We start from the raw sequence: 26,355 nt of genomic DNA on the forward strand, positions 1-26,355 counted from the left end.
GTGCGCGGCGAGTTTACAGCTTGGCGATGGCGTCGTCCACGTGTGAGACGTAGATGTCGTCGACCGCGGCGTTCTGTCCCAGACCCTGGAGCAGGCACGTCACTTCGAAGCCGGCGGCCACGAACTTCGCAGCCCAGCTGTCGGGGTCGGTCTCGTCTGCCATGTCGTTGTTCGCGTGGTCGCCCGCGACCACCATGAACGGCGCGAGCACGGCCTTCTTGTACCCTGCGGCGCTCGCGGCGGCGATAACATCCTCGCAGGTCGGTTCAGCCTCGACGGTGCCGACGAAGAACTGCGTCAAGCCCTCGTTCTTGAACACTTCCTGCATCTTGGCATAGTCGGCGTTGGAATCGGCTTCGGTGCCGTGGCCCATGAGGCACAGCGCCGTCTTGCCGTCGTCGAAGGACGCCATGTTCTCCTTAATGGCGGCGGCCACCTTCTTGTAGTCGTCGTCGGAGGTGAGCAGCGGGTCGCCGAGCGAGATCTTGTCGAACTTGTCGGCGTACTTGTCGAGCTCGTCTTTCACGTCGGCGTATTCCAGGCCAGCCATGAGATGCGTCGGCTGCACGACGATTTCCTTCACGCCGTCTTCCACGCAGCGGTCGAGCGCCTCGGTCATGTTGTCGATCGTGATGCCGTCGCGCTTCTTCAGCTTGTCGATGATGATCTGCGCGGTGAAGGCGCGGCGGATGTCGTAGTCCTGCCAGTACTTCTCGCGGATAGCGTCTTCGATGGCGCCGATGGTGATGTGGCGCGAGTCGTTGTAGCTCGTGCCGAAGCTCGTGACGAGGATGACCGGCTTCACGGCCTTCTCCTTTTCGCTCGATTTCTCGGAACTCGCGGAGGTGCTGGAGCAGCCCGCGAGCGCGACTCCGGCGAGCGCGAAGGCTCCGGTTGCTGCGGCGCCCATGAAGCCGCGGCGTGACATCTGGTCGGACATGGTTTTTCCTTTCCTCGGTTTGCCGGTCCCCCGGCGACAGTTGCTTGTCGGCACAAGCGAAAGAAAAGCGCACCCCTCGGGGTTCACAAGGAGCTAACGCCACGGCGATGCCGTGAGGAAAAGGCGAAGCAGTCTGGCTTGGGGCGCGAGGCGGTTCGCCCGCGCGTCCTATACAGTAATGTCCCTTGCCCAGGATTCCCACCTGGTTCCCTCCGCAAGCCAGCGCGGGCTGTGCGGGCGCCGCGCCGGTCATTTCCTTTTATCCGATTGTCATATGCTCGTTGCCGAAACTTTTACTATGATAGTGGGCACTTGTGAACGTGTCAAAGCCCAGGGCGGGCGGCATTGCGCCTCCTGCCTGCGTATTTGCGCCCATTGCTGCCGCAGGCGCCGTGTTTTGCCCGCTGCGCGAATGGCGGCGTAAACGGTTGCGATGAGAAACGGGAAGGAAGGCTCGGATGATTCATATCGTTGGCGCAGGCTCGGGCGCCGCCGACCTTATCACGCTGCGCGGGGCGCGCCTTCTGCGCGCGGCCGACGTGGTCGTTTGGGCGGGGAGCCTTGTGAACCCCGAGCTGCTCGCTGAGTGCAAGGAATCCTGCGTCGTCTACGACAGCGCGCACATGACCTTGGAGGAAGTGCTCGACGTGATGTGCGCGGCGGATGCACGGGGCGAGGAAGTGGTGCGCCTGCACACGGGCGACCCGTGCCTGTACGGAGCCATCCAGGAGCAGATGGACGCGCTCGACGCGCGCGGCGTGGACTACGAGGTGGTGCCCGGCGTGTCGAGCTTTTGCGGTGCCGCGGCGGCGCTTCGCCAGGAATACACGCTGCCGGGAATCAGCCAGTCGGTCGTGATCACGCGGCTTTCCGGGCGCACCCCCATGCCCGCGGGCGAGGGCATGCGCACCATGGCGGAAAGCGGCTCGACTATGGTCATCTTCCTGAGCTCGGGTATGCTCGCCGAGCTTTCCGCCGAGCTTTTGGCCGCGGGCCGCAGCTCCGATGAGCCGGCGGCGCTCGTGTACAAGGCGACCTGGCCTGAGGAGCGCGTGGTGCGCTGCACAGTGGGCACGCTCGCCGATGCGGGCGCGCGAGAGGGCATCGACCGCACGGCGCTCGTGGTGGTGGGCCGCGTGCTCGGAGCTCGCGGCGGGCTTGCGCACAACGGTGCGCAAGCGGGGTCGTACGAGCGCAGCAAGCTTTACGACCCTTCGTTTGCCACGGGGTATCGGAAGGCGAGTAGCTAGCGTGGCCTTCGAGCACTACATATATACCGGGACGACCCGCCTGCGCTGCGGCTACACCACGGGGAGCTGCGCCGCGCTCGCGGCGAAGGCGGCCTGCGAGATGCTCTTGTCACGAAAGCCCGTCGGCCGCGTGTCGGTCGTCACCCCCGGCGGGCTGCCCGTCGAGACGGATGTGGTCGACGCATGCATCGGCGAGGGGAGCGCCCAGTGCGCCGTGCGAAAGGACGCAGGCGACGATGCCGATGTGACCGACGGCGTGCTCGTGTACGCGCGCGTGGAACATGCGGGGTCGGGCACGGGTGCTGCGGGCAGCAAGGACGTGCCCGCGCACGAATCGGAAGTTTCCGTCGATGGCGGCGTGGGCGTGGGGCGCGTGACGTTGCCCGGGCTCGAGCAGCCGGTGGGGGCGGCCGCCATCAACGCGACGCCGCGCGCGATGATTACTTCGGCGGTGCGTGAGGTGTGCGCCGCGCACGGCTTTTCTGGAAACATTGCTGTGACGATTTCGGTACCCGAGGGTGTTGCCCTTGCCGAAAAGACCTTCAACCCGCACCTGGGGATAGAGGACGGCATCTCCATCCTGGGAACGACGGGCATCGTCGAGCCGCGCAGCCTCGCTGCCTTGCGCGACAGCATCGAGCTCGAGATCCGGCAGCATGCGGCTATGGGGCGGCGCGGAGTCGTGCTCACGCCCGGCAACTACGGCGCGCAGTTCATCTCGGGGCATTTCCACCTAAACGGTGCGCCGGTGGTCTTCATCTCCAACTTTGTGGGCGATGCGATTGATTGCTGCGTTCGCGAGGGATTTACCAATGTCCTTCTTGTGGGACACATCGGCAAGCTGGTGAAGGTCGCGGGCGGCATCATGGACACCCATTCGCGTACCGCCGACTGCCGCGCGGAGATTCTGGCCGCCCACGCGGCCTTGGCCGGCGCGGGCGCGAAGACCGTGTGCGAGATCATGTCGTCGGTCACGACCACGGCGGCGCTCGAGGTAATCGAGGCCGCCGGCGTGGGGGACGCTGCGCGCGCCTCGCTCGCTGCGGCAATCGAGGACAGGTTGCGCCGCCGCGCGGCGGGCGCATGCGACATCGCCGCGGTCGTGTTCGACGCCGAGCGCCGCGAGCTTTTCCGCACGTCGGGCGCCGATGCGGTTATCGGGGAATTGGGGGCGACGTATGAGTAAAGGCGTGCTGTACGGGGTGCGCCGCGCAATCGGCTGGCCGGGGACGAAGGTGGTCATGAAGGCGCGCCGCTCGCTTGCGGACACGAAGCGCATCCTTCGCGAGGAGGGCGCCTTCGACGGTGCCGAGCTCGTAGAGGACTGTGGGCTTCCGGGCGAGCGCGTGTACCGCTCGCTCGACGATGTGCCCGATCGGGGCAGCTACTTCTCGACGATGGTGGTGCGCTAGATGAGGGTTTCCTGCATAGCGTTCACTGAGAGGGGGTATGTGTTGGCGGAGCGCACCGCACGCGCGCTTTCCGATTGCGCGCAGACAGGTGAAGATGACCCTGGCTGGGACGTTTCCGTTTCGCGCGGGTTCGGCGAGGGGAAGGCCGACCTGCGCGCATGGACGGCGCTCGCGTGGGAAGCGTCGGACGCGCTTCTGTTCGTGGGCGCGGCGGGCATCGCCGTGCGGGCGATCGCGCCGCATGTCGCCTCGAAGGCAACCGATTCCGCGGTTGTGGTGATTGACGAGGCGGGGCGCTTTGCCGTCCCGCTTTTGTCGGGGCATTTGGGCGGTGCGAACGAGCTTGCGCAAACTGTGGCACGCGCGGCAGGGGCCATCCCCGTCATCACCACGGCGACCGACGTCCGCGGCGTGTGGGCGGTGGATACGTGGGCGCGCTGTGCGGGGCTCGCCGTTTCGAATCCCGAGGCCATCAGGCGAGTGTCGGCGCGGCTGCTTTCGGGCGGGCGCGTGGCGCTCTATTCCGACATGCCGATTTCGGGACATCCACCTGAGGGGGTTGACATTGCGTCCGACCGCGCTCGGGCCGATATCGTCGTGTCGCCGTTCGCTGGCGCGAATGCAGGTGCGTCCGTTCGCGCGTCGGAGACAACGGGCGAGGTCGTGCCCGCCGGCGAGACGTGGAAGCCGGCGGGCGTGCGGGCGCAGGCGCCTGCGCCCGAGCCGCTTCGCCTTGTCGTGCCCTGCATCGTTGCGGGCATAGGGTGCCGTCGCGGTGCGTGCGCCGAAGCCATCGGGGAGGCGTTTCTTCTCGCGTGCGGGCAGGCGGGCATCTCGCCTTCGGCCGTGCGCGAGGCGGCGACGATCGACGTGAAGGCGCACGAGGAGGGTCTGCTCGCCTTCTGCCGCGCGCGCAATATCCCGCTTGCGACGTATTCCGCAGAGGAGTTGTCGCAGGTCGAAGGCAGTGTTTCGCCATCTGATTTCGTGCGTGCGACGGTGGGGGTCGACAACGTGTGCGAGCGCGCGGCGCTCGCGGACGGGGGCAAACTTATCTTCCCGAAGCTCGCTCACGGCGGCGTGACCGTCGCGTTTTCCAAGGTAACTATCGAACTTTCGTTTAAGGAGCGGTGATGGGAAAGCTCTTCGTGGTGGGAATCGGCCCGGGCGGCCCCGACGGCATGACGATTGCGGCCCGGCGCGCGCTCGAGGCGGCCGACATCGTTGTGGGGTACACGAAATACGTGGAGCTCGCGCTCGCCGCCGTGCCCGACGCGGCGCATCTCGCGACGCCGATGATGCACGAGGTCGAACGATGCCGCCTGGCGCTTTCGCGCGCGCAGAGCGGAGAAGCCGTGGCGCTCGTGTGCAGCGGTGACGCGGGCGTGTACGGCATGGCGAGCCCCGTGCTGGAGCTTGCGGAGGACTACCCCGATGTAGACGTGGAAGTTATCGCCGGGGCCACCGCGGCTCAGAGCGGGTCGGCGGTGCTCGGCGCCCCGCTTGCCCACGACTTCGCGGTCGTGTCGCTCTCCGACCTGCTCACGCCATGGGAGGTCATCGAGCGCAGGCTCGCCGCCGTGGCGAGCGCCGACTTCTGCATCTGTTTGTACAACCCGCGCAGCAGAAAGCGCGCCGACAGGCTCTCACGCGCGGCGAAGATTATGCTCGAATGGAAGGCCCCCGACACGCTCTGCGGCTGGGTACGCAACATCGGGCGCGAGGGGCAGCAGTCGGGCATGTGTAGGCTCTCTGAGCTGGGGGAGATCGACGCCGACATGTTCACCACCGTGTTCGTCGGCAACGCGAACACGAAGCTCGTAGGCGGCCGTATGGTCACGCCGCGCGGGTATCGGGAGATTCCATGCGAAAGGTAACGATCATCGGGGCGGGGCCCGGAAACCCCGACTTGCTCTCGCGCGCGGCGCTCGACGCGATCGACATCGCCGACGTGGTCATCGGCGCTCATCGCGCGCTTGCCGGCATCGACGTGCCGCCCGACGTGGTGAGATGCGAGCTCGTGAAGACGGCGGACATCGTCGCCGCGCTCACCGATGCGGCGTCGTGGCAGCGCGCCGTGGTCGTGATGACGGGCGATGTGGGGCTGTTCAGCGGCGCGCGCCGCCTGGTGGAGGCGCTCTCCGGCAACGCGCGGGTGGACGTGCGCGTCATTCCCGGCATAAGCTCAGCGTCGTATCTCGCCGCGCGCCTCGCGCGTCCATGGCAGGATTGGCGCTTTGCGAGCGCTCACGGCGTGGCGTGCGACATCGTGGCCGAGGCCGAGCGCGCAGGTGAGCTCTTCCTCGTCACGTCGGGCGGGGAAGACCCCTCGCGGCTTTCCGGCGAGCTTGTGCAGGCGGGCTTCGGGGACGCGCGCGTGACGGTGGCCGAGCGCCTGTCGTACCTCGACGAGCGCATCACCTGTGCGACCGCAAGTGAAATCGCAGGTCAGACGTTCGACGACTTGAACGTGATGCTTATCGATTTCGCAGGCGGCGCCGGGTCGCCTGCGGGCTCTAGCGCAGCCTCCGAGGCGCCGGCCGGCGCGTCTGCGCCCGCGGCGACTTCTTCCGTGGTGGACTCTGCGGGCGCATCCCGCGACGCGAGCTCCCGCTGGCCGTACGCTTCCTCGGGCATTCCCGACGAGCTCTTCATCCGCGGTGACGTTCCCATGACCAAGCAGGAGGTGCGAGCCGTCGCGCTCGCGAAGCTGCGCCTTACCGCGACCGACACCGTGTGGGACGTCGGCGCCGGCACGGGGAGCGTGTCGATCGAGGCGGCGCTCGTCGCGCGAGCGGGGTCGGTATGGGCGGTCGAGCGCAACGCGGCCGGCGTGCGGCTCATCCGAGAGAACGCGGATGCATTCGGGTGCGGCAACGTGTATGCGGTCCCCGGCGTCGCTCCCGAAGCGCTCGCGAAACTGCCCGTCCCCGACGCCGTGTTCGTCGGCGGGAGCGCGGGCGAGCTTCCCTCCATCGTGGAGGCGGCGCTCGAGAAGAATTCGCAGGTTCGCCTGTGTGTGCCATGCGTCACCATTGAGACACTCACCGAGGCGTGCGCGCTCCTCTCGGGTTCGCGCTTTAAGGGGTTCGAGGCGTGCCAGTTGTCGGCCGCCCGCGCCGAGGCTGTAGGCTCGCATCATCTTATGAAGGCGCAAAACCCCGTGTTCCTCGTCAGCGCGCGTGGTGCAGGTGGGGAAGGCGGTGCCCGGTGAGCACGTCCATCCCGCGCTTCATGGTCGCTGCGCCCTCGAGCGGGAGCGGCAAGACAGTCGTTACGTGTGCGCTCCTGCGCGCGCTCGCGCGCCGCGGCCTCGCATGCGCGGCCTTCAAATGCGGCCCCGACTATATTGATCCGCTCTTTCATCGCCGCGTCGTGGGCGCGCGCTCGGGGAACTTAGACGGCTTCTTCACCGACGCCCCGACGCTGCGCGCCCTGCTCGCACGCGGCGCCGCGGGCGCGGATGTCGCGGTTCTCGAGGGGGTTATGGGCTTCTACGACGGCGTGGCGCCCGGCGTGGCCGACGCGAGCAGCTACCAGGTTGCGCGCGACACGGAAACGCCGGTCGTTTTAGTGGTGAACGGGCGCGGGGCGTCTTTATCGCTCGCCGCCGTAATCCGCGGCATCGCCGAGTTCCTGCCTTGTGCGAACGTGCGCGGCGTCGTGCTGAACAAGACGAGCGCCGCTGCCTGCGCCTACGCGAAGCCTGCGATCGAGAAGCACACGGGCGTCGCGGTTTTGGGTAATATCCCCGCCGACGAGGCGTTCTCGCTCGAAAGCCGGCATCTGGGGCTTGTGACCGCCGACGAGGTCGAGCAGCTCTCCGCGCGCATCGACAAGATGGCCGAGCTGGTGGAAAAGAGCGTCGACGTCGACCGCTTGCTCGAAATAGCGGCGACGGCACCCGATATCCGCGAGGATCCTTACCGGTTGGAGCCGATCGCGGGAGCGCGGCCCATCGTCGCCGTCGCGCGTGACGAGGCGTTCTCGTTCTACTACGAGGAGAACCTGCGCGCGCTCGAGGACCTGGGTTGCGAGCTGGCCTTTTTCAGCCCCCTGTGTGATAGCGAGTTGCCCCGGGGGACAAGCGCCCTCTATCTGGGGGGCGGCTACCCGGAGCTCCATGCGCGGCAGCTCTCCGAGAACGCGCCGATGCGCGAGGCGATGCGGCGCGCGGTTGAATCCGGCATGCCGACGGTCGCCGAATGCGGTGGGTCTCTGTATCTGCAGCGCGAAATCGCCGATAGCGAGGGGCGGCGCTGGCCTGTTGCGGGCGCCCTTGAGGGCGCAAGCGAGAACGGGGGAAGGCTGTCCTATTTCGGGTACGTGGAGCTCACTTCTCAACGCGACGGGCTCTACGGGCCGCGCGGCACACGCATCCGCGCGCACGAGTTCCACTACTGGCAGTCCACCTGCCCGGGCGGCGACTTCTGGGCGCAGAAGCCCCGGCGCGACAAGGGCTGGCCGTGCATGACGACCACCCCGTCCCTGGTTGCGGGCTTCCCGCATGTGTACTATCCTGCGAACCCCGACGTTGTGCGCGCGTTTGCATCTGCCGCAGCGTCGTTCGCAGAGAGGAGACGGCATGGCTGAAGCAACCGAAACCGCGCTTGCCTGCATCCGCGAGGAAGTCGAGCGCGCGTTCTCGTCGGCGCCGGGCGCCGTGCTCGAAGCCGCGCTCTCCCGGATCGCGCCCGCAGACGAGTGCGCCCGCGCCGCCGCGTACGCCGCGTGGGACTCCATCGCGCACCCCTTGGGGGGATTGGGCGACTTTGAAGACGCCGTCGCGTGTATCGCCGCAGCTCAGGGGAGCGCCGAGGTGGCCGAGTTTCCCCGTGCGCTCGCGGTATTCTTCTCCGACAATGGGGTCGTTGCCGAAGGCGTGTCGCAAAGCGGACAAGACGTGACGCGAGCCGTCGCGCGCAACATGTGCGAGGGGGCCACGAGTGCCTGCCGCATGGCGGCGTTCGCGGGTGCCGAGGTCGTGCCCGTCGACGTGGGTATGGCCCGGGGCATAGAAGACGCGCGCATGGTGCTCGCGAACGTGCGGCGGGGGAGCGGTAATATCGCGCACGGTTCCGCTATGTCTCGCGATGGGGCCGTGCGCGCGATCGAAGTCGGAATCGCCGTCGCGTGCGGGCTTGCCCGCGCCGGCGTGCGCCTTCTCGCCGCGGGCGAGATGGGCATCGGCAACACGACCACCTCGGCGGCGGTGGCCGCAGTGCTCCTCCGGGCGGACGCACGGAGCCTCGTCGGGCGCGGCGCGGGGCTCTCGGACGCCTCGTTCGCGCGCAAGCGCGACGTGGTCGAGCGCGCTATCGACGCGAACTCTCCCGATCCCGCCGACCCGATCGACGTGCTCTCGAAGGTGGGCGGCTTCGACATCGCGGCGATGTGCGGCTTCTACCTGGGGGCCGCGGCCTCGAAGGCGCCGGCGCTCCTCGACGGGGTCATATCCTGCACGGCGGCCCTGTGCGCGGCGCGCCTGTGCCCTAACGCCTTGGGCTACCTCGTGGGCACCCACGCATCAAGCGAACCCGCAAGCCAGGAGCTCCTTCGCGAGATCGGCATTAAGGCACCCCTCGACGCAGGCATGCACTTGGGCGAGGGCGCGGGCGCCATGGCGTATCTGCCCCTTCTGGATTCGGCGCTGCGCGTGTACCGGGATGGGAAGACGTTCACGGCGACTGGCATGGCTGCTTACGAGCATTTCGAGGCCGGGAAATGACGGTGACGCTCGTCATCGGCGCCGCCGCGAGCGGCAAGAGCGCCTACGCCGAGTCCCTGTGCCTCGGGCACGATGGCCCTCGCGTGTACCTGGCAACGATGGAGCCCTTCGGGGAAGAGGGCGCCCGCCGCATCGCGCGCCATCGGGCGCTGCGCGAGGGCAAGGGGTTTTCCACCCTCGAGCGCACGCGTGACGTGGGCGCCGCAGTGTCCGGGCTTCCGCGCGGCTGCACGCTTCTTTTGGAGGACGTGGGCAACCTGGTTGCAAACGAGCTTTTCGCGGAAGGCGGCTTGTCCCCACGTGACCCCGACGCTGCGGCGCGCGAGGTGCTCGGAGGCATCGAACGGCTCGCTCAGGCCGCTGCGTATACGGTGGTGGTCACCGTCGACGTGTTCGCCGATGGGATGCGCTACGATGAGGGGACCGAGGCATGGAGGCGCGCGCTCGCGCGCGTGAACGCGGGCGTGGCGGCGCTGGCCGACCGCGCAGTCGAAGTGGTATGCGGGATTCCCGTGTGGATGAAAGGCGAAGGACCTACAAGGTGAAGATAGCAGAGGCAATCGGCGCGGCGTTCGGAACGTTCTCGCGCATCCCCGTCCCGAAATCGGCCTGGACCGATTTCGGATCAACCCATGCGCTTGCCGCGTTTCCCCTGGTGGGCCTTGCGGAAGGCTTCCTCATGACGGCGTGGGGGCACGTGGCGAACCTGCTCGGCGTGCCCGCGACCATCGTCGCGGCTGTGCTCGTGGCGCTGCCTGTGGCGGTGACGGGAGGCATTCACCTAGACGGGCTCTGCGACACCTCCGATGCGCTTGCAAGTTGGACCCCGCGCGAGCGAAAGCTCGAGATCATGCACGACCCGCGGGCAGGCGCCTTCGGGGTCATCGGTGTTGTCATGTACCTTATTCTGCAGTTTTCCCTGTTCACCGCGCTGCCGCTTACGGCGGGGGCGTTCCTCGCGCTTCTGTGCTCGCTCGTGTTCTCCCGCGCGCTTTCGGGGCTCGCCGTAGAATGCTGGCCTGCCGCGCGGGCGGACGGCATGGCCGCGGGACTCTCGCCTGCTAAGAAGCGCGCGGCGATCGTCGTGCCGCTTTGCGCTTTCGCTGCGGCTTCGGCTGCAGGGATGGTCGCGTGCGCTCGGGCCGTCGGCGCCCTTATGGCGGTGGCGGGGCTTTTGGCGCTCGCGTGGTACCGTCATGTTGCCCTGTCCCGCTTCGGCGGGGTGACGGGGGATTTGGCCGGATGGTTTCTGCAATGGGCCGAGCTCGCGATGCTTGCCATGCTGGTGGCGGGGGGTATGCTCCTATGATTCTCGTGGTAGGCGGCGCGCATTCGGGGAAGAGGACCTTCGTGCGCGAAAAGCTCGGGTTCGCGGCGGACGATTTCGTCGACGCGGCGCAGCTTGCGGAGGGCGGCGTGCCCGCGGCTTTTGCCGGCCGCGTCGCGTACTATGCTGAGGAACTCGTACGCGCGCTCGACGCTGACCGGGCGCTCGAGCGGCTGATCGGCTTCGACGCAGTGATTCTGTCCTTGGTCGGCTCGGGGGTCGTCCCTATGCATGCGGAAGACGCCCAATGGCGCGAGCGCGCGGGGCGCCTGGGATGCGCGCTCGCTGCGCGCGCCGACGTCGTCGTGCGCATGACGTGCGGGATTCCCCAGGTCATCAAAGGAAACCTTGCCGATGCTCCTCGAGGGACGCAGGGCGCGGGCGCGCCTTTGGAGGTCGTCTTCGTGCGCCATGGTGCCACGGCGGGCACGGAAGACCATCGCTACAGCGGGGCGGGCACCGACGAGCCCCTGTCGAGCGCGGGCGAGCGCGCTTTGCGCGACCTCGCGTGCGATCGTGACGTGTTCCGTGTTATCACGAGCGGCATGGCCCGCACCGACCAGACGGCGCGCATCCTCTTCCCGAACGCGGAGCTTATGGCGTGCCCCGGTCTGCGCGAGATGGATTTCGGTGACTTCGAGGGGCGAAGCGCCGCCGAGCTTAAAGAGGATGTGCGCTACCGCGCCTGGGTAGACTCCTGGTGCGAGACGCGCTGCCCGCATGGCGAGGGCAAGAGCGATTTCACCCGCCGCGTCGTCGCGGCGTTTCGGGAGGCGTGCGAATCGGAGCGCGCCCAGGGGAGTGGGCGCGCCGTCTTCGTCGTTCACGCGGGTACCGTGAAAGCGCTGCTCTCCGAGCTAGCTGTCCCGAAAATGGGATATTTCGACGTGCATACCGAGCCGGGCGGCGCATGGGCCGCCACCTGGGATGGGCGCTGCCTTCGCGACGTTCGCCCCGCTTCGGGGGGCGATGCCCGGTGATGACGATTCTTGCCGCCGCCGCTGGGTTCGCAGCCGACCTTGCCTTCGGCGACCCGCGCTGGCTTCCCCATCCCGTTGTCGCCATGGGGCGCGCGATCACGTGGGCCGAAGGCCGCCTGCGGGGCTCATTCCCGCAAACGTCCGCGGGCACGCGCGCCGCAGGGCTTGTGCTTGCCGTGGCGCTTCCGCTTGCGTGTGGGCTTTTGACCTTGGGAATCCTGCATCTTTGCGGCATGGTTCACCCCGGCTTGCGCTTCGTGGCCGAGGCATGGGCGAGCTATCAGATTCTCGCGGCATGCGAGCTGCGCCGCCAGAGCCTGGCCGTGGCCCGCGCGTTCTCGAAGGGCGGCCTTGTCGCGGCTCGCGAAGCCGTCGGGCTCATCGTGGGACGCGACACGTCTGTTCTCGACGAGCAGGGCGTTGCGCGCGCCGCCGTGGAAACGGTGGCGGAGAACGCGAGCGACGGCGTCATCGCGCCGCTTTTCTACCTTATGATCGGGGGTGCGCCCTTGGGCATGGCGTACAAGGCGGTGAACACGCTCGACAGCATGGTGGGCTACAAAAACGAGCGCTACATCGACTTCGGCTGCGCCTCGGCGCGCCTCGACGATGCGGTGAACTGGATTCCCTCGCGCTTATCGGCCCTGCTCATGATCGCCGTGTGCCCGATCGTCGGGCTCGATGCTCGCGGGGCGGCGCGCATCTGGCGCCGTGACAGGCGTCGCCATGCGAGCCCGAACGCGGCGCAGACCGAGTCAACGTGCGCGGGCGCGCTCGGGCTGCGCCTGGCAGGACCCGCGGTGTATTTCGGCAAGCTCGTTGAGAAACCGACGATAGGCGACGCATCCCGCGAAATCGAGTGGGGCGACATCGCCCGGGCGACAAGGCTCATGCTCGCCGCGTCCGTATGCGCGCTCGTCGTCTTCGGCGCCGCGCGCGCGGCGGTCGTGCTCGCCGTGGGGGCGATGTCATGAGGGAAGACCACGCTGCGTCCCGGGCTGCCGGGGGAATCCTGCGCGCCCGTACGCATGGGGGCAGTGCGCAATCGCTTGGCATCGCTTGCGAAGGGGGCGCCTCCGACTTCATCGATTTCTCGGTGAACGTGAATCCGGCAGGCCCCTCGCCGCGCGCTGTCGCCGCAGCCTGCAAGGCGCTTTCTCGAATCGACGCCTACCCCGATAGGGAAAGCCTCGCCCTTGTTCGCGCCCTATCGCGCGCCCAGGGCATTCCCGAAGATACTATCGTCTGCGGCGCGGGCGCGTCCGACATCATCTGGCGGCTCGCTGCGGCGGTGCGCCCGAAACGCATCGTCGTGTGCGCGCCGACGTTCTCTGAATATGCGGAGGCGGCATCGTACTACGGCGCATGCGTGCAGGAGTTCCCGCTCTCCGAAGCGGACGACTTCGACGTGCCTGCCTCCTTCGCCCGCGCGATCGAGGGGCCGGGAGACGTGGCGTACCTCTGCAATCCGAACAACCCGACGGGGCGCCTCGTCGACCCCCGCGTAATCGATGCCGCGGCTTGCCGCTGCGAGCAGGTGGGCGCGCTGCTCGTCGTGGACGAGTGCTTCCTCGGATTTGCGCCCGACGCCCGCGAAAGGAGCGTGGCCGCACGCGCCGCGTGTTCGCGCCATGTGGCCGTGCTCTCCGCGTTCACCAAGCTCTACGGAATGGCGGGGTTGCGGTTGGGATATCTGATCAGCGGAAACGCCCAACTCATCGATGGGATTCGCCGGGCTGGGCAGGCGTGGCCCGTCTCCTCGGTCGCCGAGGCCGCGGGCATCGCCGCCCTGGAAGACGTCGAATACGTCTCGCGCACGCGCGATGTACTGGCGGGCGAGCGAGCGTGGCTTTCCCACGAGCTCTCCTCGCTCGGGCTTTCCGTCGTGCCGTCGGATACGAACTTCCTTTTAGTCCGCACGCCGGCGAAAGACATCCCCGAGCGCCTGTATAAACAGGGGGTTTTGGTCCGCACGTGCGACTCGTTTTCGGTACTGTCCCGTTTCTGGTGCCGCGTCGCGGTGCGCACGCGCAAGGAGAACGCCCGGCTTGCGATGGCGTTCAGCCGCGCGCTTCGGGCGGAAGGCGCATCGGGCGAAGGCGAACTCGACGAACGGGGCGGCGCTTCTTGCAGCGACGCTATGGCGGGCGCGGATGGCCGAGGCTCGGCGAAGGAGGTCGATACCCGTGGGTAGGGCGAAGCCCATCATGATCCAGGGCACCATGTCGAACGCGGGGAAGAGCCTGCTTGCGGCGGGGCTGTGCCGTGTGCTTTCGCAGGACGGCCTGCGCGTGGCTCCCTTCAAGAGCCAGAACATGGCGCTCAACAGCGGTGTCACGGCCGATGGGCTCGAGATGGGGCGCGCCCAGATCATGCAGGCCGAGGCGTGCGGCATCGCGCCCGACGTGCGCATGAACCCCATCCTGCTCAAGCCCGAAAGCGACCACCGAAGCCAGCTCATCGTGGCCGGCAAGGCGCAGGGAGCCTTCGCTGCGAGGGACTACTTCGCGCGAAAGAAGGCGTTCATGCCGCAGATTTTGGAGGCGTTCGATTCGCTCGCGGAGGAAAACGACGTCATCGTCATCGAGGGCGCCGGCAGCCCCGTCGAAATCAACCTTGCCGAAAACGACATCGTCAACATGGGGCTCGCGCGCGCCGTGTCCTCCCCCGTGCTGCTCGCGGGCGACATCGACCCAGGCGGGGTGTTTGCCCAGCTCTACGGCACGGTCGCGCTCTTTGCGCCCGAGGATCGCGCTCTTTTGCGGGGGCTTGTGGTGAACAAGTTCCGCGGCGATGTGGAAATCCTGCGCCCGGGTTTGGCCCCGCTCGAGAAGATGTGCGGGGTTCCCGTCGTGGGGGTCGTGCCGTATCTTACGCTCGACCTGGACGACGAGGACTCGCTCGCGCCGCGCCTATCTGCCCGCGAGGCGCGCGGCGTCATCGACGTCGCCGTCGTGCGCCTTCCACATCTGTCGAACTTCACCGACTTCGACCCGCTTTCGCGCGTGCCCGGCGTGGGCGTGCGCTACGTTTCCTCGACGACCGATCTGGGCCGACCCGACCTGGTGGTGCTCCCCGGCTCGAAGACCACGCTCGACGACGCGCGCTGGCTTGCGGCTAGCGGCATCGGAGCCTGTGTACGCGCGCTTTCGGGCGCGGGCACGCCGGTGCTCGGCATATGCGGAGGCTACCAGCTTTTGGGAGACGAGCTTTCCGATCCGCACGGCAGGGAAGGCGCTGGCACCGCGCGCGGGCTCGGGCTCATCCCTGCAAGTACGGTGTTCAAGGAGGAAAAACGCCTCGCCCAGTCGGAGCTGCGCATCACGGGTGCCCAAGGCGCGTTCTCGGTGTGGAACGGCATGACGGCGCGCGGGTACGAGATTCACGACGGCGAAACGACCGTCTCCTGCGCTCCTGCGGGCACGATTGTCGGCAAACCAGAAGGCGCGGCCTGCGGAAACGTGTTCGGAACCTATCTCCACGGCCTGTTTGACGAACCGGGGGTGGCGCTCGCCCTCGCGCGCTCGCTTGCGCGCATGCGCGGCCTGCCCGAGAGCGTCGTGGGTGCTGCGGGCGCGGCGTCCGCGGCCGATCACCGCGCGCGCGAGTTCGACCGCCTGGCCGACGTCGTGCGCGGGGCGCTCGACATGGAGTATGTCTACCGCATTATCGAGGAGGGCGTATGATCCACGTGTATCATGGCGACGGCAAAGGCAAGACCACGGCGGCGATGGGGCTCGCCCTTCGCATGCTCGCCGCAGGCCGCCGCGTCGTCGTTGTGCAGTTCCTGAAAGACGGCGAAAGCGGGGAGGCGCGCCTGCTCGCCGAGCATTTCGGCGTGCCCGTGTTCGCGGGGAAGGCGTCGGACAAGTTTACCTGGTCCATGACGTCGGAAGAACTTGCCGCGACGCGCGAGTTGCACGATGGGAACCTCGCTTCCGCGCTCGCCGAGCTCGAGGGCGCGCAGGAGGGGCTGCTCGTGCTCGACGAGGCGCTCGACGCGCTTTCGAAGGGGCTTGTCGACGAGGCGCTCGTGGACCGCGCGCTCGATATGTCCGCGCGCGGCGTCGAAGTAGCGCTCACCGGGCGCGCGCCTTCCCGCAAGATCGTGGAGAAGGCCGACTACATAACCGAGATGCGGTGCGAGAAACACCCCTACGAGCAGGGGATATGTGCAAGGGAAGGAGTGGAGTACTAGATGGATTCCAAGGAGATGGCGCCCGGCGACATCGAGCGGCGCAGCTTTGAAATCATCACCGAAGAGCTCGGCGGCCGCACGTTCCCGCCGCTCGAAGAGCCCGTCGTGAAGCGCGTCATCCACACCACTGCCGACTTCTCGTACGCCGATTCCCTCGTGTTCACCCATGACGCCGCGCACTGTGCGCTCGACGCACTGCGCGCAGGGGCCACGGTGCTCACCGACACGAACATGGCGCTCGCAGGCATAAGCAAGCCCGCGCTCGCGAAGATCGGCTGCAAGGCCGTGTGCTATATGGCCGACCCGGATGTCGCCGCAACGGCGCGCGCCGCGGGCACGACTCGCGCCGTTGCGAGCATGGACAAAGCTTGCGGCATCGAGGGTCCGCTCATCGTGGCCGTCGGCAACGCTCCCACAGCACTTCTGCGCCTCGCCGAGCTCATGGACGCGGGGAAGATCGCGCCCGCGCTCGTCGTTGGGGTGCCGGTTGGGTTTGTGAACGTGGTCGAGGCAAAAGAGGAGCTACTCGCGCGACGCGTGCCGGCCATCGTCGCGAGGGGTCGCAAGGGCGGCTCGACCGTGGCGGCCGCCATTATGAACGCGCTGCTCTACCAGATCACGCGCCCAGGCGGCCCGAAGTGACGGCCCCCGCATCCGCGCCGGCGCTGCGCATCTTCGCCGGCACCACCGAGGGCCGCCTCCTGTGCGAATGGGCGAGCGGGGCGGGAATCCCCGCCCGTGCCTACGCGGCAACCGAGTACGGAGGCGAGCTTTTGGGCGAGCTTCCGGGCATCGAGGTGCATGCGGGCAGGCTCGACGAGGCCGACATGGAGCGTGAGCTTTCCGGCGCGCGCATCGTCGTCGACGCCACGCACCCCTTCGCTACGCTCGCAAGCGGCAACATCCGGGCCGCTTCGCTCGCCGTGGGTGCACGATGCCTGCGCCTTACGCGCGCGGTCGAGGCGCTGCCCAAAGGCGTCGTGTCGGTCGCGTCGATCGCCTGCGCGGCGCGCTTTCTCTCCGAGAACCCGGGTCGCGCGCTTCTCACGACGGGGAGCAAGGAGCTTGCTCCCTACACGCGCGTCGCCGATTTCGCGGAGCGCTTCTTCGTGCGTGTGCTCCCTCTGCCCGGTGCTATAACGAAGTGCATCGACGCGGGGTTTTCGCCGTCGCACGTCATCGGCATGCAGGGGCCCTTCACCCGCGAGCTCAACGAGGCGATGCTTCGGCAGGTGGGCGCCCAGTGGCTTGTGACCAAGGACTCGGGAACCGTAGGCGGCACGGCCGAGAAGATCGCCTCCGCGCGCGACGTGGGAGCGCGCTGTATCGTGGTCGCCCGTCCCGCCGAGGGAGGCGGGGCCCTTTCGCTTAGGGAAGTGGAAGACGCGCTCTTACGGGAGTTCGCGCGCTAGGCGCTCGCCGCGCATGCGTGCCCTCCCGCCTGCGAGGAGGAGCGCCCCGAGCAAGCTCGACCCGTACAAGCCTGTCATCCGCCAATCGCTCGAGGACGACGCACGGAACTGGCGCAAGCAGCCCTTCAATAAGTTGCGGTGAAATAGCGTCTGTTTTTGCTGCTAAATAGCATATTCAGTCCCTAATTCACCGCAACTTGTTGGTGGTGGCTTACTGGTAGCGTAGGCATTCCACCGGGTCGAGCTTTGCTGCACGGCGAGCGGGGTAGAAGCCAAAGATTACGCCGATGCCGACCGATACGGCAAACGCGATCAACACTGTTGTAATGGAGAAGCTTGGCGTGATCGTCCCGGTAGCTCCAAACTCGCTCATGATGCCCGAGCTTGCGGCAAAGAACGTGAGTCCCCATGCCAGCAGATAGCCAATCAGGACACCCAACAGTCCGCCGGTGACGCACAGCGCCGAGGACTCGGCCAAAAACTGCGCGGTGATATCGCGACGACTTGCGCCCAGGGCACGGCGAATGCCGATCTCACGGATGCGCTCAGTCACGTTGGTGAGCATCATATTCATAATGCCGATACCGCCGACAAGCAGCGAGATGCTGGCGACAGCGCCCATGATGAGCGAGAACGCGCCCATAAAGGAGTTGAGTGCATCGATGGCGCTTTTCATGGAGGTCGCCGATACACTGTCGTACTCATCATCCTCCGCGATGCCCTTCATTGCGCGCACCTTGGACTCGATGGTCTTACAAAGCTCGTCCATGTCTGTGCCCTCGGCGGCAAGAGCCGTCACGCTGGGGAATGAAGGATTTTCGTCGCCAAACAGGCCTGAGATGGTTTCGCGCGGCATATACAGCGTGAGCGAGCCCATGGAGTCGTTGCCGCCATCAATCACACCTACAATCTGCACCTCGCCGTTGGACACCTTGATGGTTTTCCCCAGCGCATCCTGTTCGTTGCCGTAAAGCTGATCGGCGCCGCCGCGGCTGATGAGCGCCACGCGCGAGCCTGATTGGGACTCGGCCTGGGAATAGGTGCGCCCCGCAACGAGCTTGCTGGCCCCCACGGCGTCGAGCATGTCGCTATCGACACCCTGTGCCATGACGGTATAGCTTTTATCGCCGGTCTTGTACTCGGTATACGCGCTGTCGACAATGCCGATCTGCTCTATCTGCGGCACCAGTTTTTGAAGCTTCTCGATGTCCGACTCGGTGAGTTCTTGCGACGAATAGATTTGCACCATGCGTGCCGCATTGAGGCCCAGACTGTTGACCAGGCTGTTTTGGATGCCGCCGATGAGCGAAGTCATGGCGATAACCGAGGCGATGCCGATGACAATGCCCAGAATGGTGAGCAGGCTGCGCCCCTTGTTGGCCTCGAGCGAGTGAAGGGCTTCCTGGATGAGATCGCGGGCGCTCATGCCACCACTCCTTTCGGCGGGTTGGCGGAGGCGGAAATCATGGGCAGGCTATCTACGGCGCTGCGCAGGGTCCGCGGTGCATGTGGAATATACGCGCCGTCGTGAATGCGACCGTCGCGGATGGTCACGGCACGGTCGGCCTCGGCGGCGATGCCGGGGTCGTGTGTGATAAGCACGATGGTTTTGCCGCGTTTCTGGAGCTTATGGAAGGTCTCCATCACAAGCGCTCCGGTAGCGGAGTCCAGGTTTCCCGTAGGCTCGTCGGCCAGAATGATGGGCGGGTCATTGACGAGGGCGCGCGCGATTGCGACGCGCTGCATCTGGCCGCCCGAGAGCTCGGATATGCGGTGGTCCCAGTGGTCGACGGGCAGCGTGACAGCCTGCAGCGCATGCACAGCGTGCATTTCGCGCTGGCTACGGGGCACATTGGTGTAGGCCAGCGGCAGCATCACGTTTTCGATAACCGACAGGCGCGGCAGCAGGTTGAAGCTCTGAAAGACAAAGCCAATGCTCAGGGCGCGAACTTCGGTGAGCTCGTCATCGTCAAGCTCGGCCACGTTGAGCCCTTGCAGGTAGTAGCCGCCCGCCGTCGGCTTATCCAGGCAGCCTAGGATGTTCATGAGCGTCGACTTGCCCGAGCCCGAGGGGCCGGTGATAGCGACGAATTCGCCGGGATTTACCGCCAAGCTCACGTTGTGCAGGATGTGGGCGCACCCCGCCTCGCTCTCAAAGATGCGGTGCACGTTGCGGATGTCGATAACGGGACGCATTACATGCCCTCGTCGGCAGACATACTGCCCGAATCCGCGCCGTAGCCGCCGTCAGCCGTTGCGTCCGCTCCGGTGTCCATGACGAGGGTGTCGCCATCGCGCAGCTTGGTAACCGGCACGTTGGGGTTGATCTCGTTGCCCTGGTCGTCGCGCTTGACCTGTGTCTTGCCGACTACGGCTTCGTTGTCGTTTTGCGTCACGACAGTCACCTTCACGCGACGGGTCTGCTTGCCCTCGTCATCGGTCGCCACGTTGACGTAATAATGTTCGCCGTCTTCGGTCATGAGCGCCATCGTCGGCACCATCACCACGTCGTCGAGCTGCTCGGTCACCACCGATACCTCGGCCGTCATGCCCGGCTTCAGGCGCGCGTCGGGCGCCTCAATGAGAATGTCGACGTTAAAGGTTACGCTGCCGCCGCCACCGTTGGCGGCGTCGGAGTTTGCCACCGATGCGATAGCCGTGACGGTGCCCTGGCTCACGATATCGGGAAACGCAGGATACGTGACGTTGGCGCTCTGCCCAACGGCGATCTTGGCGATGTCCTTTTCGCCTACCTGCACGGTCACCTTCATCTTGGATAGGTCGGCGATTTGCATGCACTGCTTGCCGCCGCTCGTATCGCTTTCGCCCATGATCATGCCGCCTGTTACCGTGGCGCCCACCTTGGCGTTGAGCTCCACGATGCTACCCGAGCTCGGGGCCGTGACCGTACGGCTGGCTGCCTTGGCGTTCGCCTGATCGAGGTTTGCCTGGGCCGATGCGAGGCCGCGCTGTGCGGCCGATACGGCGTTTGTGTCCGCTGATGCGGCGGTGATGCCAGCTGCTGCGGAAGCTCCATCATCGTCCGTCGTTGGGGTGGCCTGCGCGGCAGCGGCGGCTTTCTGCGCGTTGGTGAGGTCTTCCTGGGCGGCTGCAACTGCACGCTGCGCCTCGGCAACGTTGCGATCGAGCTCGTCGTTTTTAATGGTCATAAGCACGTCGCCCTCGTTAACGGATTGGCCCGGCTGAACGTTGATCGAATCGACCGTGCCGTCGACAGAAGGGGAGACCACTGAGGACGAAATGGGTTTGAGCTGGCCTTTCGCCTCGACCGTTGTGGTAAACGTGCCCTCGGTCACCATGTCGGTCACAGGCTCGCTAGCGCCCTGTGGCTGCGCATTGATAACCAGGGTTGCGACAATGGCAATGAGCGCGATGGCACCCACGACGCCGGCGGCAATACCGCGTCGAATCAGCTTTTTGCGCCGACGTTCGGCACGTTTTGCCTTGAGCTTGGCGTATGCCTCTTCATCGGAAATCTCGGCCGCATCGTTCGCGCGTCCGTTCTGCTTATCGGCATGCACGTTTGTAATCAGAGGAATCGTTTCGGTGGCACCTTCGGGCGTGTGCTCGGTATCATCCGGGCCCGGGGTAATGGTGGGGACATTCGGCATAGCGTCTCCTTTATAGAAAGAACCTCGATAATTATATGCGCCCACCGGTTGGGGCGGGCGCATAGGACGGTTTCTTTCGGAACTGTTAGATTGGTCGCAGCGGTTCCACGTTGTAGGAATGCGCGCGCTGCACTACGAGTGGACAACCACGCACAGGCCGACTTTGATGCAGTCGTGAAGTGCCTTGGCGTCTGCCAGGCGCAGGTTGATGCAACCGTGGCTGCCGCACCACTTGTACGACTCGGCATTATCGAAGCTCTTGTCGTTTTGCCATGTAGCGTCGTGGAAGCCGATCATATTGCCCTCGAACGGCATCCAGTAGCTCACCGGGCTCTCGTATTTGGGCTTACCGGTCTCGGGGTCCTTGGCTCCGATCAGGGTGCTGCCACCGTCGTTGCTGTTGATCTGCCACACGCCCTCGGGGGTGGCGTCTTCGCCCGGTTTGCCGGAAATAAAGTTGGCCTCCCACACGATATTGCCGCTCTCGTCGTAGTAGCGCGCGTGCTGCTCGGACAGGTCGACGTCGATATACGCCTTCCAGTCGGGCTCTCCCTTTGCGGTAAAGGTGTCAGCCTTCTGGGAGTACTTGATCTCGATATCGCCGGTCTGCTTGTTGTTAATGGCGTCCTCGACCTGCTTGGCGAGCGAGCTGCTGTCGATGGACCAACCAAAGTCGCCGCCTTCGACGGCGCACTGCTTGCCATCGGCGCGCGTCCACCAGCGAGTGGAGCCCACGGTATTAAAGCCGTTGGCGAGCTCGGCTGCCCAGCTACTGATCTGCGACGTATCGAGCGTGGGGTTGGCCGGATCGGCAAAGCTGATCCACTGCAACACGGAGCTGCCGTCGACCTTGCCGGCATCCTCGCCGTTGAGCTTGAGGGTCACGTTGACGCCCAGGAAGTTGTTGGCGGCATCACATGCGTCCTGAATCTGATCATCTGTCAGCGTTCCATTGAGTGGCTCATAGGCATCGTTGCCGAGCTTGGAAAGATCTACGGTCTCGGCCAGCGAGGCAAGCTCGAGCTCGGCATACTTAATGACATGCTCGCGGTTGATTTTTTCGTTGGAGCGCGCCTTCTCGACGGTAAACTTGCCGGCCTGCTCGTCATAGGAGCTATTGGCCTCGAACGTGCCCGAACGGCCCTCGTTAAACTCGTCGATAGCGGCGCCCAGGTCCTCCTCAAACTTCTTTTGGTCAAAGGTATCGGAGAGCATGGACAGGTCGACGTCTTGATCAAGATCGACTTCGTTGGAGGTAGCAGTTGTTTTGGTCTTGCCGCTTAAGGATTCCACAAGGCGGACCGGCCAAATAAAGGCTTCGTTGTGGTTGATGATTTCTTTTGCAGCAGCTTCACCGTCGACGATGGGTTCATCGGACTCGGGCTGATAGGTCCAGCTAAAGTCATCTCCTGTCACGGTGAGTTTATAGTGCTTCCATGCCGAGTTGACCTTGGTGGCGGCAGACGACGCGTTGGAGAACGAGACGTCGACGCCGGCGACGGTGGTGTTGGGGTAGGCTACCTGCGAAAACGCTACGACGCCTACGATATAGACAATGACGATTAGACCAAGGACGACAAAGAGCGTTGTCTTTTTGCCCGACTTATTGTTCTCGGCGGACTTGCGCGCGGGGCCACGATCGCCTCGAGCGTGCGTGGGGGGCTGCTTGGGCGCATTGCCGTTTGCCTGACGCTGCTGACGTTGTTGACGCTGCTGTCGCTGTTGGTTCGGGCGTTGGGAAGCGTTTGCTGCACTACGCTGCTGACGGTGGCTCGGCGCGATAGGACGCGGCGACTGAACGCCGCCGGTGTGCCTGTTCGGCTGCTGCGGATCGGGAATCAGTTGAGTTCGATCGTTTTGCGACATCGTATGCATATCCTTCGATTTTCGCCTTGCGGTTCATCGTGTTTTTACTGGGCTTGCATTATAGCGATTGCCCTGCTGTTTGTGGTACGGAAACGGTGGCATTCGAAAGAGCTGGGACAAATGTCCCACCTTTGAGTCGTTCTTAGTCGCTATCCGCACACACCGCATTTTGCACAGGCCGAAAGTGCGGCCGGAGCCTGCGCGATGCCGCCCTTTGCCGTCTCGCGCAGCGTGGCTGGCAACGCGTGGCCCACCGAGAGCATTACATGTGCCATCTGGTCAAACGGCACCAAGCTCTTAATGCCTGCGAGGGCGAGTTGTGCCGAGTTAAAGGCCGCTGCTACGCCGATGGCGTTGCGGTTTTGGCAGGGCACCTCCACGAGGCCACCGACGGGGTCACAAACGAGGCCCAGCAGGTTACTCAGCGCGATGGAACTGGCGTCGAGCGCCTGCTCGGGCGTGCCGCCGAGCATCTGCACCAGCGCGGCGGCTGCCATGGCGGCGGCGCTTCCCACCTCGGCCTGGCATCCGCCCTCGGCGCCGGCGACGCAGGCGCTCGTGGTGAGGTTGAGGCCGATGGCGGCTGCGCAGTAGAGCGCGTCCATGACCTGCTCGTCGTCGAGCTGCAGGCGATCGGCGAGCGCCAGCACGCAGCCGGGCACAACACCCGCTGAGCCTGCCGTGGGGGCGGCGACGATCACGCCCATGGTGGCGGAGCGTTCGAGCACGGCCATCGCGCGGGCCACGGCATCGGTCTGAACGGGGCCCATCAGGCTTGCGCTCAAATCGTTGCGGCCGGTGGCTTCGACAAGCTTGGCCTCGCCGCCGATAAGCCCGCCGAGCGAACGCTGCGGATTGGCGATGGGGGCCGTGGTCTCCTCGCGCATGACGTCGAGCACGCGGCGCATGGCAGCGACGGCGTGGGCCTCGCCGGTCAGACGCGCCTCGCGAACGGCCATGACGGCGCCGATGCTGAGCCCCAGTTCCTCACACGCATCGAGCAACTGCTCGCCGTCGTCGAAGATTTCCTTGGCCGAGACGCCGGGGGAGAGCGACGAGGCAGAACCGGGGAGTTCGATAAACGTTGCGTAATCGACATTGTCGAGCTTGCGCAGCATGGGGACGACGGTGTCGTCGGGCGCGCCGTCGGTCTCAAAGACGGAGTAGGCCTGGCCGCCTACTTCGGTGCGGTAGGTGCGGCAGAAGGCGATGTTCACGTGTGCGTAGGCGAGCAGGTTGGTGAGCGCGGCGAGTACACCGGGGACGTCCTTGTGCGCCACGAAGAGCGTGGAGTACATGCCCGAGATGTCGACGCCGACGCCGTTAATGCGGCTGATGCGCATCTTGCCGCCGCCCAGGCTCTCGCCGCGAACCTGTGCCGTGGCGCCCGTGTCGTCTACCATGTCAATGTCGACGGTATTGGGGTGGATGGAGGCGTCGTCGCCCTTGATGTCAAAGTGATATTCGAGGCCCTGCTCGCGAGCGAGGTCGAAGGCCTGCTTGATATTCTCGTCATCGGTGTCGAGGCCTAGGATGCCCGCGACGAGCGCACGATCGGTGCCGTGGCCGCGGTAGGTGTGGGCGAAGGAGTTCCACAGGCCAAAGGTGACTTTGGTGATGCGGCCTTCCAGCAGGCTGGCAGCAACTTGGGCGCACCGCAGGGCGCCGGCGGTGTGCGATGAGCTGGGGCCGACCATGACGGGGCCCAAGATCTCGAATGCCGAGGTCGTAGCTAGTGTTTGCGGCTTGCCTGCCATGGGTGCTCCTTTGTTTTGTCCCATCGTCCCGAGGGCGGGGCATAAGGTCGCCTGCTCGGACAGTCCTGCTCGCACGGAGAGCACATTAAGTGCTCTCCGGCTCGTGCGGAACTCGCGATCGACCTTATGCCCCGCCCTCGGGACTAAGGATACATGGTAGAAGTGCCCGTGCTGCAAAATTCATTAGCTGGTGGCGCAGCGTAGGATCATTTCGAAGCATCTTCACCACTGGATTAATAAAAAAGAGGTACCGGTTGTTTCGGTACCTCTTTTTGGTGCGTTTCTATTTGGCTGTAGCTTTAGCCGCGTGCTTACAGGCCGCAGGCTGCTTTGAGTTCTTCGACTCGGTCGGTTTTCTCCCAGGTGAAGTCGGCGTCTTCTCGGCCGAAGTGACCGTAGGCTGCCGTCTTTTCGTAGATGGGGCGGCGCAGGTCCAGGTCGCGGATGATTGCGCCCGGGCGCAGGTCGAAGGTCTTCTCTACGGCTTCAACGATCTTATGCTCAGCAACATGTGCGGTACCGAAGGTGTCGACCATGATTGAGAGGGGCTTGGAAACGCCGATGGCGTAGGCAAGCTCGACTTCGCAGCGGTCGGCCAGACCGGCGGCGACCACGTTCTTGGCGACCCAGCGCGCGGCATACGCGGCGGAGCGGTCGACCTTGGTGCAGTCCTTGCCGCTAAAGGCACCGCCGCCGTGACGGCCGTAGCCGCCGTAGGTGTCGACGATGATCTTGCGGCCGGTGAGGCCCGTGTCGCCCATGGGGCCGCCCACGACAAAGCGACCGGTGGGGTTCACGTAGATGTCGGCGTTGTCCCACGGCATGTTCTCGGCGGCCATGACCGGGGTGATGACGTGCTCGATGAGGTCGGCCTTGATCTTGCCCATGTCCTCGATCTCGGCAGCGTGCTGCGTGGAGATGACGATGGTCGTGACCTCGACGGGCTTGCCTTCCTCGTAGCGCACGGTGACCTGGGTCTTGCCGTCGGGACGCAGATAGGCGAGGGTGCCGTCGTGACGCACGGCGGCCAGGCGCTCGGCTAGGCGACTCGCCAGGTAGTGCGGCATGGGCATGAGGGTCTTGGTCTCGTTGGAGGCATAACCGAACATCATGCCCTGGTCGCCGGCACCGATCAGGTCGATCGGGTCGGTGGTAGCGCCGGTCTGGGTCTCGAAGGACTCGTCGACGCCCTGGGCGATATCGGGCGACTGCTCGTGGATGAGGCTCATGACGCCGCAGGTGTCGCAGTCAAAACCGAACTTGGCACGGTTGTAGCCAATGCGGCGGATGACGCCGCGGGCGATTTCCTGCACGTCGACGTAGGCCTGGGTGCGAATCTCGCCGGCTACAATGACGGTGCCGGTGGTCACGAGGGTCTCGCAGGCGCAGCGGACGTTCTCCACGTTGGCAGGCACGCCGTTGGGGGCGATGTAGCCCTGCTCCTGTAGCTCTATTTCTTTGGCGAGGATTGCGTCGAGGACGGCGTCGCTGATCTGGTCAGCGATCTTATCGGGATGACCTTCGGTCACCGACTCCGACGTAAAAACAAAGGACCCGTGTTGGGGCGGGATGGAACGAAGTTCTTCTGACATGATTGTCCTTTCAAAAACGTGTCCCGGCGACCGTTACCATTCCGCCGGGCTCTCTATGCAAGGGCACATCATAGCGCGTAAATCAAACATTCACACCCTTTCCGCACCTACTCATTGGGGACAGGCTTAAATGGCCGGCCGGGTACTCATTGGGGACAGGCTTAAACGAACAGTCTTACCTAAATGCCGACAGGTTGCCCAAAGACTGGTCATTTAAGTCTGTCCCCAATGAGTAGGTCAGTGCCCTTTGTGCGGAGGTTG

At 65.5% G+C, this 26,355-nt stretch carries 24 protein-coding genes; 17 read left to right on the plus strand and 7 right to left on the minus strand.

Going from position 1 to position 26,355, the window contains the following annotated elements:
- Positions 1–13: 13 nt before the first annotated feature.
- Positions 14–940, minus strand: a complete 927-nt coding sequence (locus tag HMPREF9463_RS07695) for a sirohydrochlorin cobaltochelatase (RefSeq protein ID WP_035138221.1) — start codon at positions 938–940, stop codon at positions 14–16.
- A 458-nt stretch (positions 941–1,398) separates the two neighbouring features.
- On the opposite strand from HMPREF9463_RS07695, the gene cobM reads away from it, so the two are divergent.
- The 17 genes from cobM to cobK are packed head-to-tail and all read left to right on the plus strand — an operon-like array spanning position 1,399 to position 17,247.
- Positions 1,399–2,190 carry a precorrin-4 C(11)-methyltransferase gene (gene cobM, locus HMPREF9463_RS07700; RefSeq protein WP_035138223.1) on the plus strand — a complete coding sequence of 264 codons (792 nt, stop codon included), beginning with the start codon at positions 1,399–1,401 and terminating at the stop codon, positions 2,188–2,190.
- A gap of 1 nt (position 2,191) precedes the next feature.
- Positions 2,192–3,376, plus strand: a complete 1,185-nt coding sequence (cbiD, locus tag HMPREF9463_RS07705) for a cobalt-precorrin-5B (C(1))-methyltransferase CbiD (protein ID WP_035138224.1) — start codon at positions 2,192–2,194, stop codon at positions 3,374–3,376.
- Positions 3,369–3,602, plus strand: coding sequence for an SAM-dependent methyltransferase (locus HMPREF9463_RS10750; protein ID WP_195568111.1), 234 nt, complete (start codon positions 3,369–3,371; stop codon positions 3,600–3,602). Before cbiD ends, HMPREF9463_RS10750 begins: the two co-directional genes overlap by 8 nt.
- 39 nt (positions 3,603–3,641) lie before the next feature.
- Positions 3,642–4,736 carry a cobalt-precorrin 5A hydrolase gene (locus tag HMPREF9463_RS07710; protein WP_232219776.1) on the plus strand — a complete coding sequence of 365 codons (1,095 nt, stop codon included), beginning with the start codon at positions 3,642–3,644 and terminating at the stop codon, positions 4,734–4,736.
- Positions 4,736–5,479: a precorrin-3B C(17)-methyltransferase gene (cobJ, locus tag HMPREF9463_RS07715; protein ID WP_035138228.1), complete on the plus strand. Its 744-nt coding sequence runs from the start codon at positions 4,736–4,738 to the stop codon at positions 5,477–5,479. Before HMPREF9463_RS07710 ends, cobJ begins: the two co-directional genes overlap by 1 nt.
- A complete protein-coding gene (cbiE, locus tag HMPREF9463_RS07720) occupies positions 5,467–6,816 on the plus strand; it encodes a precorrin-6y C5,15-methyltransferase (decarboxylating) subunit CbiE (RefSeq protein WP_052044157.1) in 1,350 nt (449 codons plus the stop codon). The genes cobJ and cbiE overlap by 13 nt, the downstream gene beginning before the upstream one ends.
- A complete protein-coding gene (locus HMPREF9463_RS07725; protein WP_232219777.1) occupies positions 6,813–8,195 on the plus strand; it encodes a cobyrinate a,c-diamide synthase in 1,383 nt (460 codons plus the stop codon). Before cbiE ends, HMPREF9463_RS07725 begins: the two co-directional genes overlap by 4 nt.
- On the plus strand, positions 8,188–9,330 hold the full coding sequence (locus HMPREF9463_RS07730) for a nicotinate-nucleotide--dimethylbenzimidazole phosphoribosyltransferase (RefSeq protein ID WP_084591835.1): 1,143 nt from the start codon (positions 8,188–8,190) through the stop codon (positions 9,328–9,330). Before HMPREF9463_RS07725 ends, HMPREF9463_RS07730 begins: the two co-directional genes overlap by 8 nt.
- A complete protein-coding gene (locus HMPREF9463_RS07735; protein ID WP_035138231.1) occupies positions 9,327–9,875 on the plus strand; it encodes a bifunctional adenosylcobinamide kinase/adenosylcobinamide-phosphate guanylyltransferase in 549 nt (182 codons plus the stop codon). The genes HMPREF9463_RS07730 and HMPREF9463_RS07735 overlap by 4 nt, the downstream gene beginning before the upstream one ends.
- Entirely contained in the window at positions 9,872–10,639 is a 768-nt protein-coding gene (locus HMPREF9463_RS07740) for an adenosylcobinamide-GDP ribazoletransferase (protein WP_035138233.1), read from the plus strand. Before HMPREF9463_RS07735 ends, HMPREF9463_RS07740 begins: the two co-directional genes overlap by 4 nt.
- The gene (locus HMPREF9463_RS10500; protein WP_052044158.1) at positions 10,636–11,637 is read left to right on the plus strand and encodes a histidine phosphatase family protein; all 1,002 of its coding nucleotides are present in this window, start codon (positions 10,636–10,638) and stop codon (positions 11,635–11,637) included. Before HMPREF9463_RS07740 ends, HMPREF9463_RS10500 begins: the two co-directional genes overlap by 4 nt.
- Entirely contained in the window at positions 11,637–12,611 is a 975-nt protein-coding gene (cbiB, locus tag HMPREF9463_RS07750; protein ID WP_035138234.1) for an adenosylcobinamide-phosphate synthase CbiB, read from the plus strand. The genes HMPREF9463_RS10500 and cbiB overlap by 1 nt, the downstream gene beginning before the upstream one ends.
- Entirely contained in the window at positions 12,608–13,831 is a 1,224-nt protein-coding gene (locus HMPREF9463_RS07755) for a pyridoxal phosphate-dependent aminotransferase (RefSeq protein ID WP_052044159.1), read from the plus strand. The genes cbiB and HMPREF9463_RS07755 overlap by 4 nt, the downstream gene beginning before the upstream one ends.
- Entirely contained in the window at positions 13,824–15,323 is a 1,500-nt protein-coding gene (locus tag HMPREF9463_RS07760; RefSeq protein WP_232219778.1) for a cobyric acid synthase, read from the plus strand. Before HMPREF9463_RS07755 ends, HMPREF9463_RS07760 begins: the two co-directional genes overlap by 8 nt.
- Positions 15,320–15,835: a cob(I)yrinic acid a,c-diamide adenosyltransferase gene (locus tag HMPREF9463_RS07765; protein ID WP_035138235.1), complete on the plus strand. Its 516-nt coding sequence runs from the start codon at positions 15,320–15,322 to the stop codon at positions 15,833–15,835. The genes HMPREF9463_RS07760 and HMPREF9463_RS07765 overlap by 4 nt, the downstream gene beginning before the upstream one ends.
- A complete protein-coding gene (locus tag HMPREF9463_RS07770) occupies positions 15,836–16,477 on the plus strand; it encodes a precorrin-8X methylmutase (protein ID WP_035138237.1) in 642 nt (213 codons plus the stop codon).
- On the plus strand, positions 16,474–17,247 hold the full coding sequence (gene cobK / locus HMPREF9463_RS07775; RefSeq protein ID WP_052044161.1) for a precorrin-6A reductase: 774 nt from the start codon (positions 16,474–16,476) through the stop codon (positions 17,245–17,247). Before HMPREF9463_RS07770 ends, cobK begins: the two co-directional genes overlap by 4 nt.
- Positions 17,248–17,458: 211 nt before the next feature.
- On the opposite strand, the gene HMPREF9463_RS07780 is transcribed toward cobK, so the two are convergent.
- From HMPREF9463_RS07780 to metK, 6 genes are all read right to left on the minus strand, one after another.
- Complete coding sequence (locus tag HMPREF9463_RS07780; RefSeq protein ID WP_035138239.1) at positions 17,459–18,673, minus strand: ABC transporter permease; 1,215 nt, start codon at positions 18,671–18,673, stop codon at positions 17,459–17,461.
- Positions 18,670–19,443, minus strand: coding sequence for an ABC transporter ATP-binding protein (locus HMPREF9463_RS07785; protein WP_035138241.1), 774 nt, complete (start codon positions 19,441–19,443; stop codon positions 18,670–18,672). The genes HMPREF9463_RS07780 and HMPREF9463_RS07785 overlap by 4 nt, the downstream gene beginning before the upstream one ends.
- Complete coding sequence (locus HMPREF9463_RS07790; RefSeq protein WP_052044162.1) at positions 19,443–20,879, minus strand: efflux RND transporter periplasmic adaptor subunit; 1,437 nt, start codon at positions 20,877–20,879, stop codon at positions 19,443–19,445. Before HMPREF9463_RS07790 ends, HMPREF9463_RS07785 begins: the two co-directional genes overlap by 1 nt.
- A gap of 132 nt (positions 20,880–21,011) precedes the next feature.
- Positions 21,012–22,745, minus strand: coding sequence for a L,D-transpeptidase (locus tag HMPREF9463_RS07795; RefSeq protein ID WP_052044163.1), 1,734 nt, complete (start codon positions 22,743–22,745; stop codon positions 21,012–21,014).
- A gap of 149 nt (positions 22,746–22,894) precedes the next feature.
- Positions 22,895–24,502 carry an L-serine ammonia-lyase, iron-sulfur-dependent, subunit alpha gene (sdaAA, locus tag HMPREF9463_RS07800; RefSeq protein WP_035138243.1) on the minus strand — a complete coding sequence of 536 codons (1,608 nt, stop codon included), beginning with the start codon at positions 24,500–24,502 and terminating at the stop codon, positions 22,895–22,897.
- 311 nt (positions 24,503–24,813) lie between these two features.
- Positions 24,814–26,094, minus strand: coding sequence for a methionine adenosyltransferase (metK, locus tag HMPREF9463_RS07805; RefSeq protein ID WP_035138245.1), 1,281 nt, complete (start codon positions 26,092–26,094; stop codon positions 24,814–24,816).
- Positions 26,095–26,355: the final 261 nt, after the last annotated feature.

Source organism: Collinsella sp. 4_8_47FAA (assembly GCF_000763055.1).
Lineage (GTDB): Bacteria > Actinomycetota > Coriobacteriia > Coriobacteriales > Coriobacteriaceae > Collinsella.

What these genes read in the sequence shown, in the direction of transcription:
- HMPREF9463_RS07695 (WP_035138221.1), bottom strand. Translation starts at nt 940, where the DNA reads ATGTCCGACCAGATGTCACGCCGCGGCTTCATGGGCGCCGCAGCAACC.
- cobM (WP_035138223.1), top strand. Translation starts at nt 1,399, where the DNA reads ATGATTCATATCGTTGGCGCAGGCTCGGGCGCCGCCGACCTTATCACG.
- HMPREF9463_RS10750 (WP_195568111.1), top strand. Translation starts at nt 3,369, where the DNA reads ATGAGTAAAGGCGTGCTGTACGGGGTGCGCCGCGCAATCGGCTGGCCG.
- cobJ (WP_035138228.1), top strand. Translation starts at nt 4,736, where the DNA reads ATGGGAAAGCTCTTCGTGGTGGGAATCGGCCCGGGCGGCCCCGACGGC.
- cbiE (WP_052044157.1), top strand. Translation starts at nt 5,467, where the DNA reads ATGCGAAAGGTAACGATCATCGGGGCGGGGCCCGGAAACCCCGACTTG.
- HMPREF9463_RS07730 (WP_084591835.1), top strand. Translation starts at nt 8,188, where the DNA reads ATGGCTGAAGCAACCGAAACCGCGCTTGCCTGCATCCGCGAGGAAGTC.
- HMPREF9463_RS07735 (WP_035138231.1), top strand. Translation starts at nt 9,327, where the DNA reads ATGACGGTGACGCTCGTCATCGGCGCCGCCGCGAGCGGCAAGAGCGCC.
- HMPREF9463_RS10500 (WP_052044158.1), top strand. Translation starts at nt 10,636, where the DNA reads ATGATTCTCGTGGTAGGCGGCGCGCATTCGGGGAAGAGGACCTTCGTG.
- cbiB (WP_035138234.1), top strand. Translation starts at nt 11,637, where the DNA reads ATGACGATTCTTGCCGCCGCCGCTGGGTTCGCAGCCGACCTTGCCTTC.
- HMPREF9463_RS07755 (WP_052044159.1), top strand. Translation starts at nt 12,608, where the DNA reads ATGAGGGAAGACCACGCTGCGTCCCGGGCTGCCGGGGGAATCCTGCGC.
- HMPREF9463_RS07765 (WP_035138235.1), top strand. Translation starts at nt 15,320, where the DNA reads ATGATCCACGTGTATCATGGCGACGGCAAAGGCAAGACCACGGCGGCG.
- HMPREF9463_RS07770 (WP_035138237.1), top strand. Translation starts at nt 15,836, where the DNA reads ATGGATTCCAAGGAGATGGCGCCCGGCGACATCGAGCGGCGCAGCTTT.
- HMPREF9463_RS07780 (WP_035138239.1), bottom strand. Translation starts at nt 18,673, where the DNA reads ATGAGCGCCCGCGATCTCATCCAGGAAGCCCTTCACTCGCTCGAGGCC.
- HMPREF9463_RS07785 (WP_035138241.1), bottom strand. Translation starts at nt 19,443, where the DNA reads ATGCGTCCCGTTATCGACATCCGCAACGTGCACCGCATCTTTGAGAGC.
- HMPREF9463_RS07790 (WP_052044162.1), bottom strand. Translation starts at nt 20,879, where the DNA reads ATGCCGAATGTCCCCACCATTACCCCGGGCCCGGATGATACCGAGCAC.
- HMPREF9463_RS07795 (WP_052044163.1), bottom strand. Translation starts at nt 22,745, where the DNA reads ATGTCGCAAAACGATCGAACTCAACTGATTCCCGATCCGCAGCAGCCG.
- sdaAA (WP_035138243.1), bottom strand. Translation starts at nt 24,502, where the DNA reads ATGGCAGGCAAGCCGCAAACACTAGCTACGACCTCGGCATTCGAGATC.
- metK (WP_035138245.1), bottom strand. Translation starts at nt 26,094, where the DNA reads ATGTCAGAAGAACTTCGTTCCATCCCGCCCCAACACGGGTCCTTTGTT.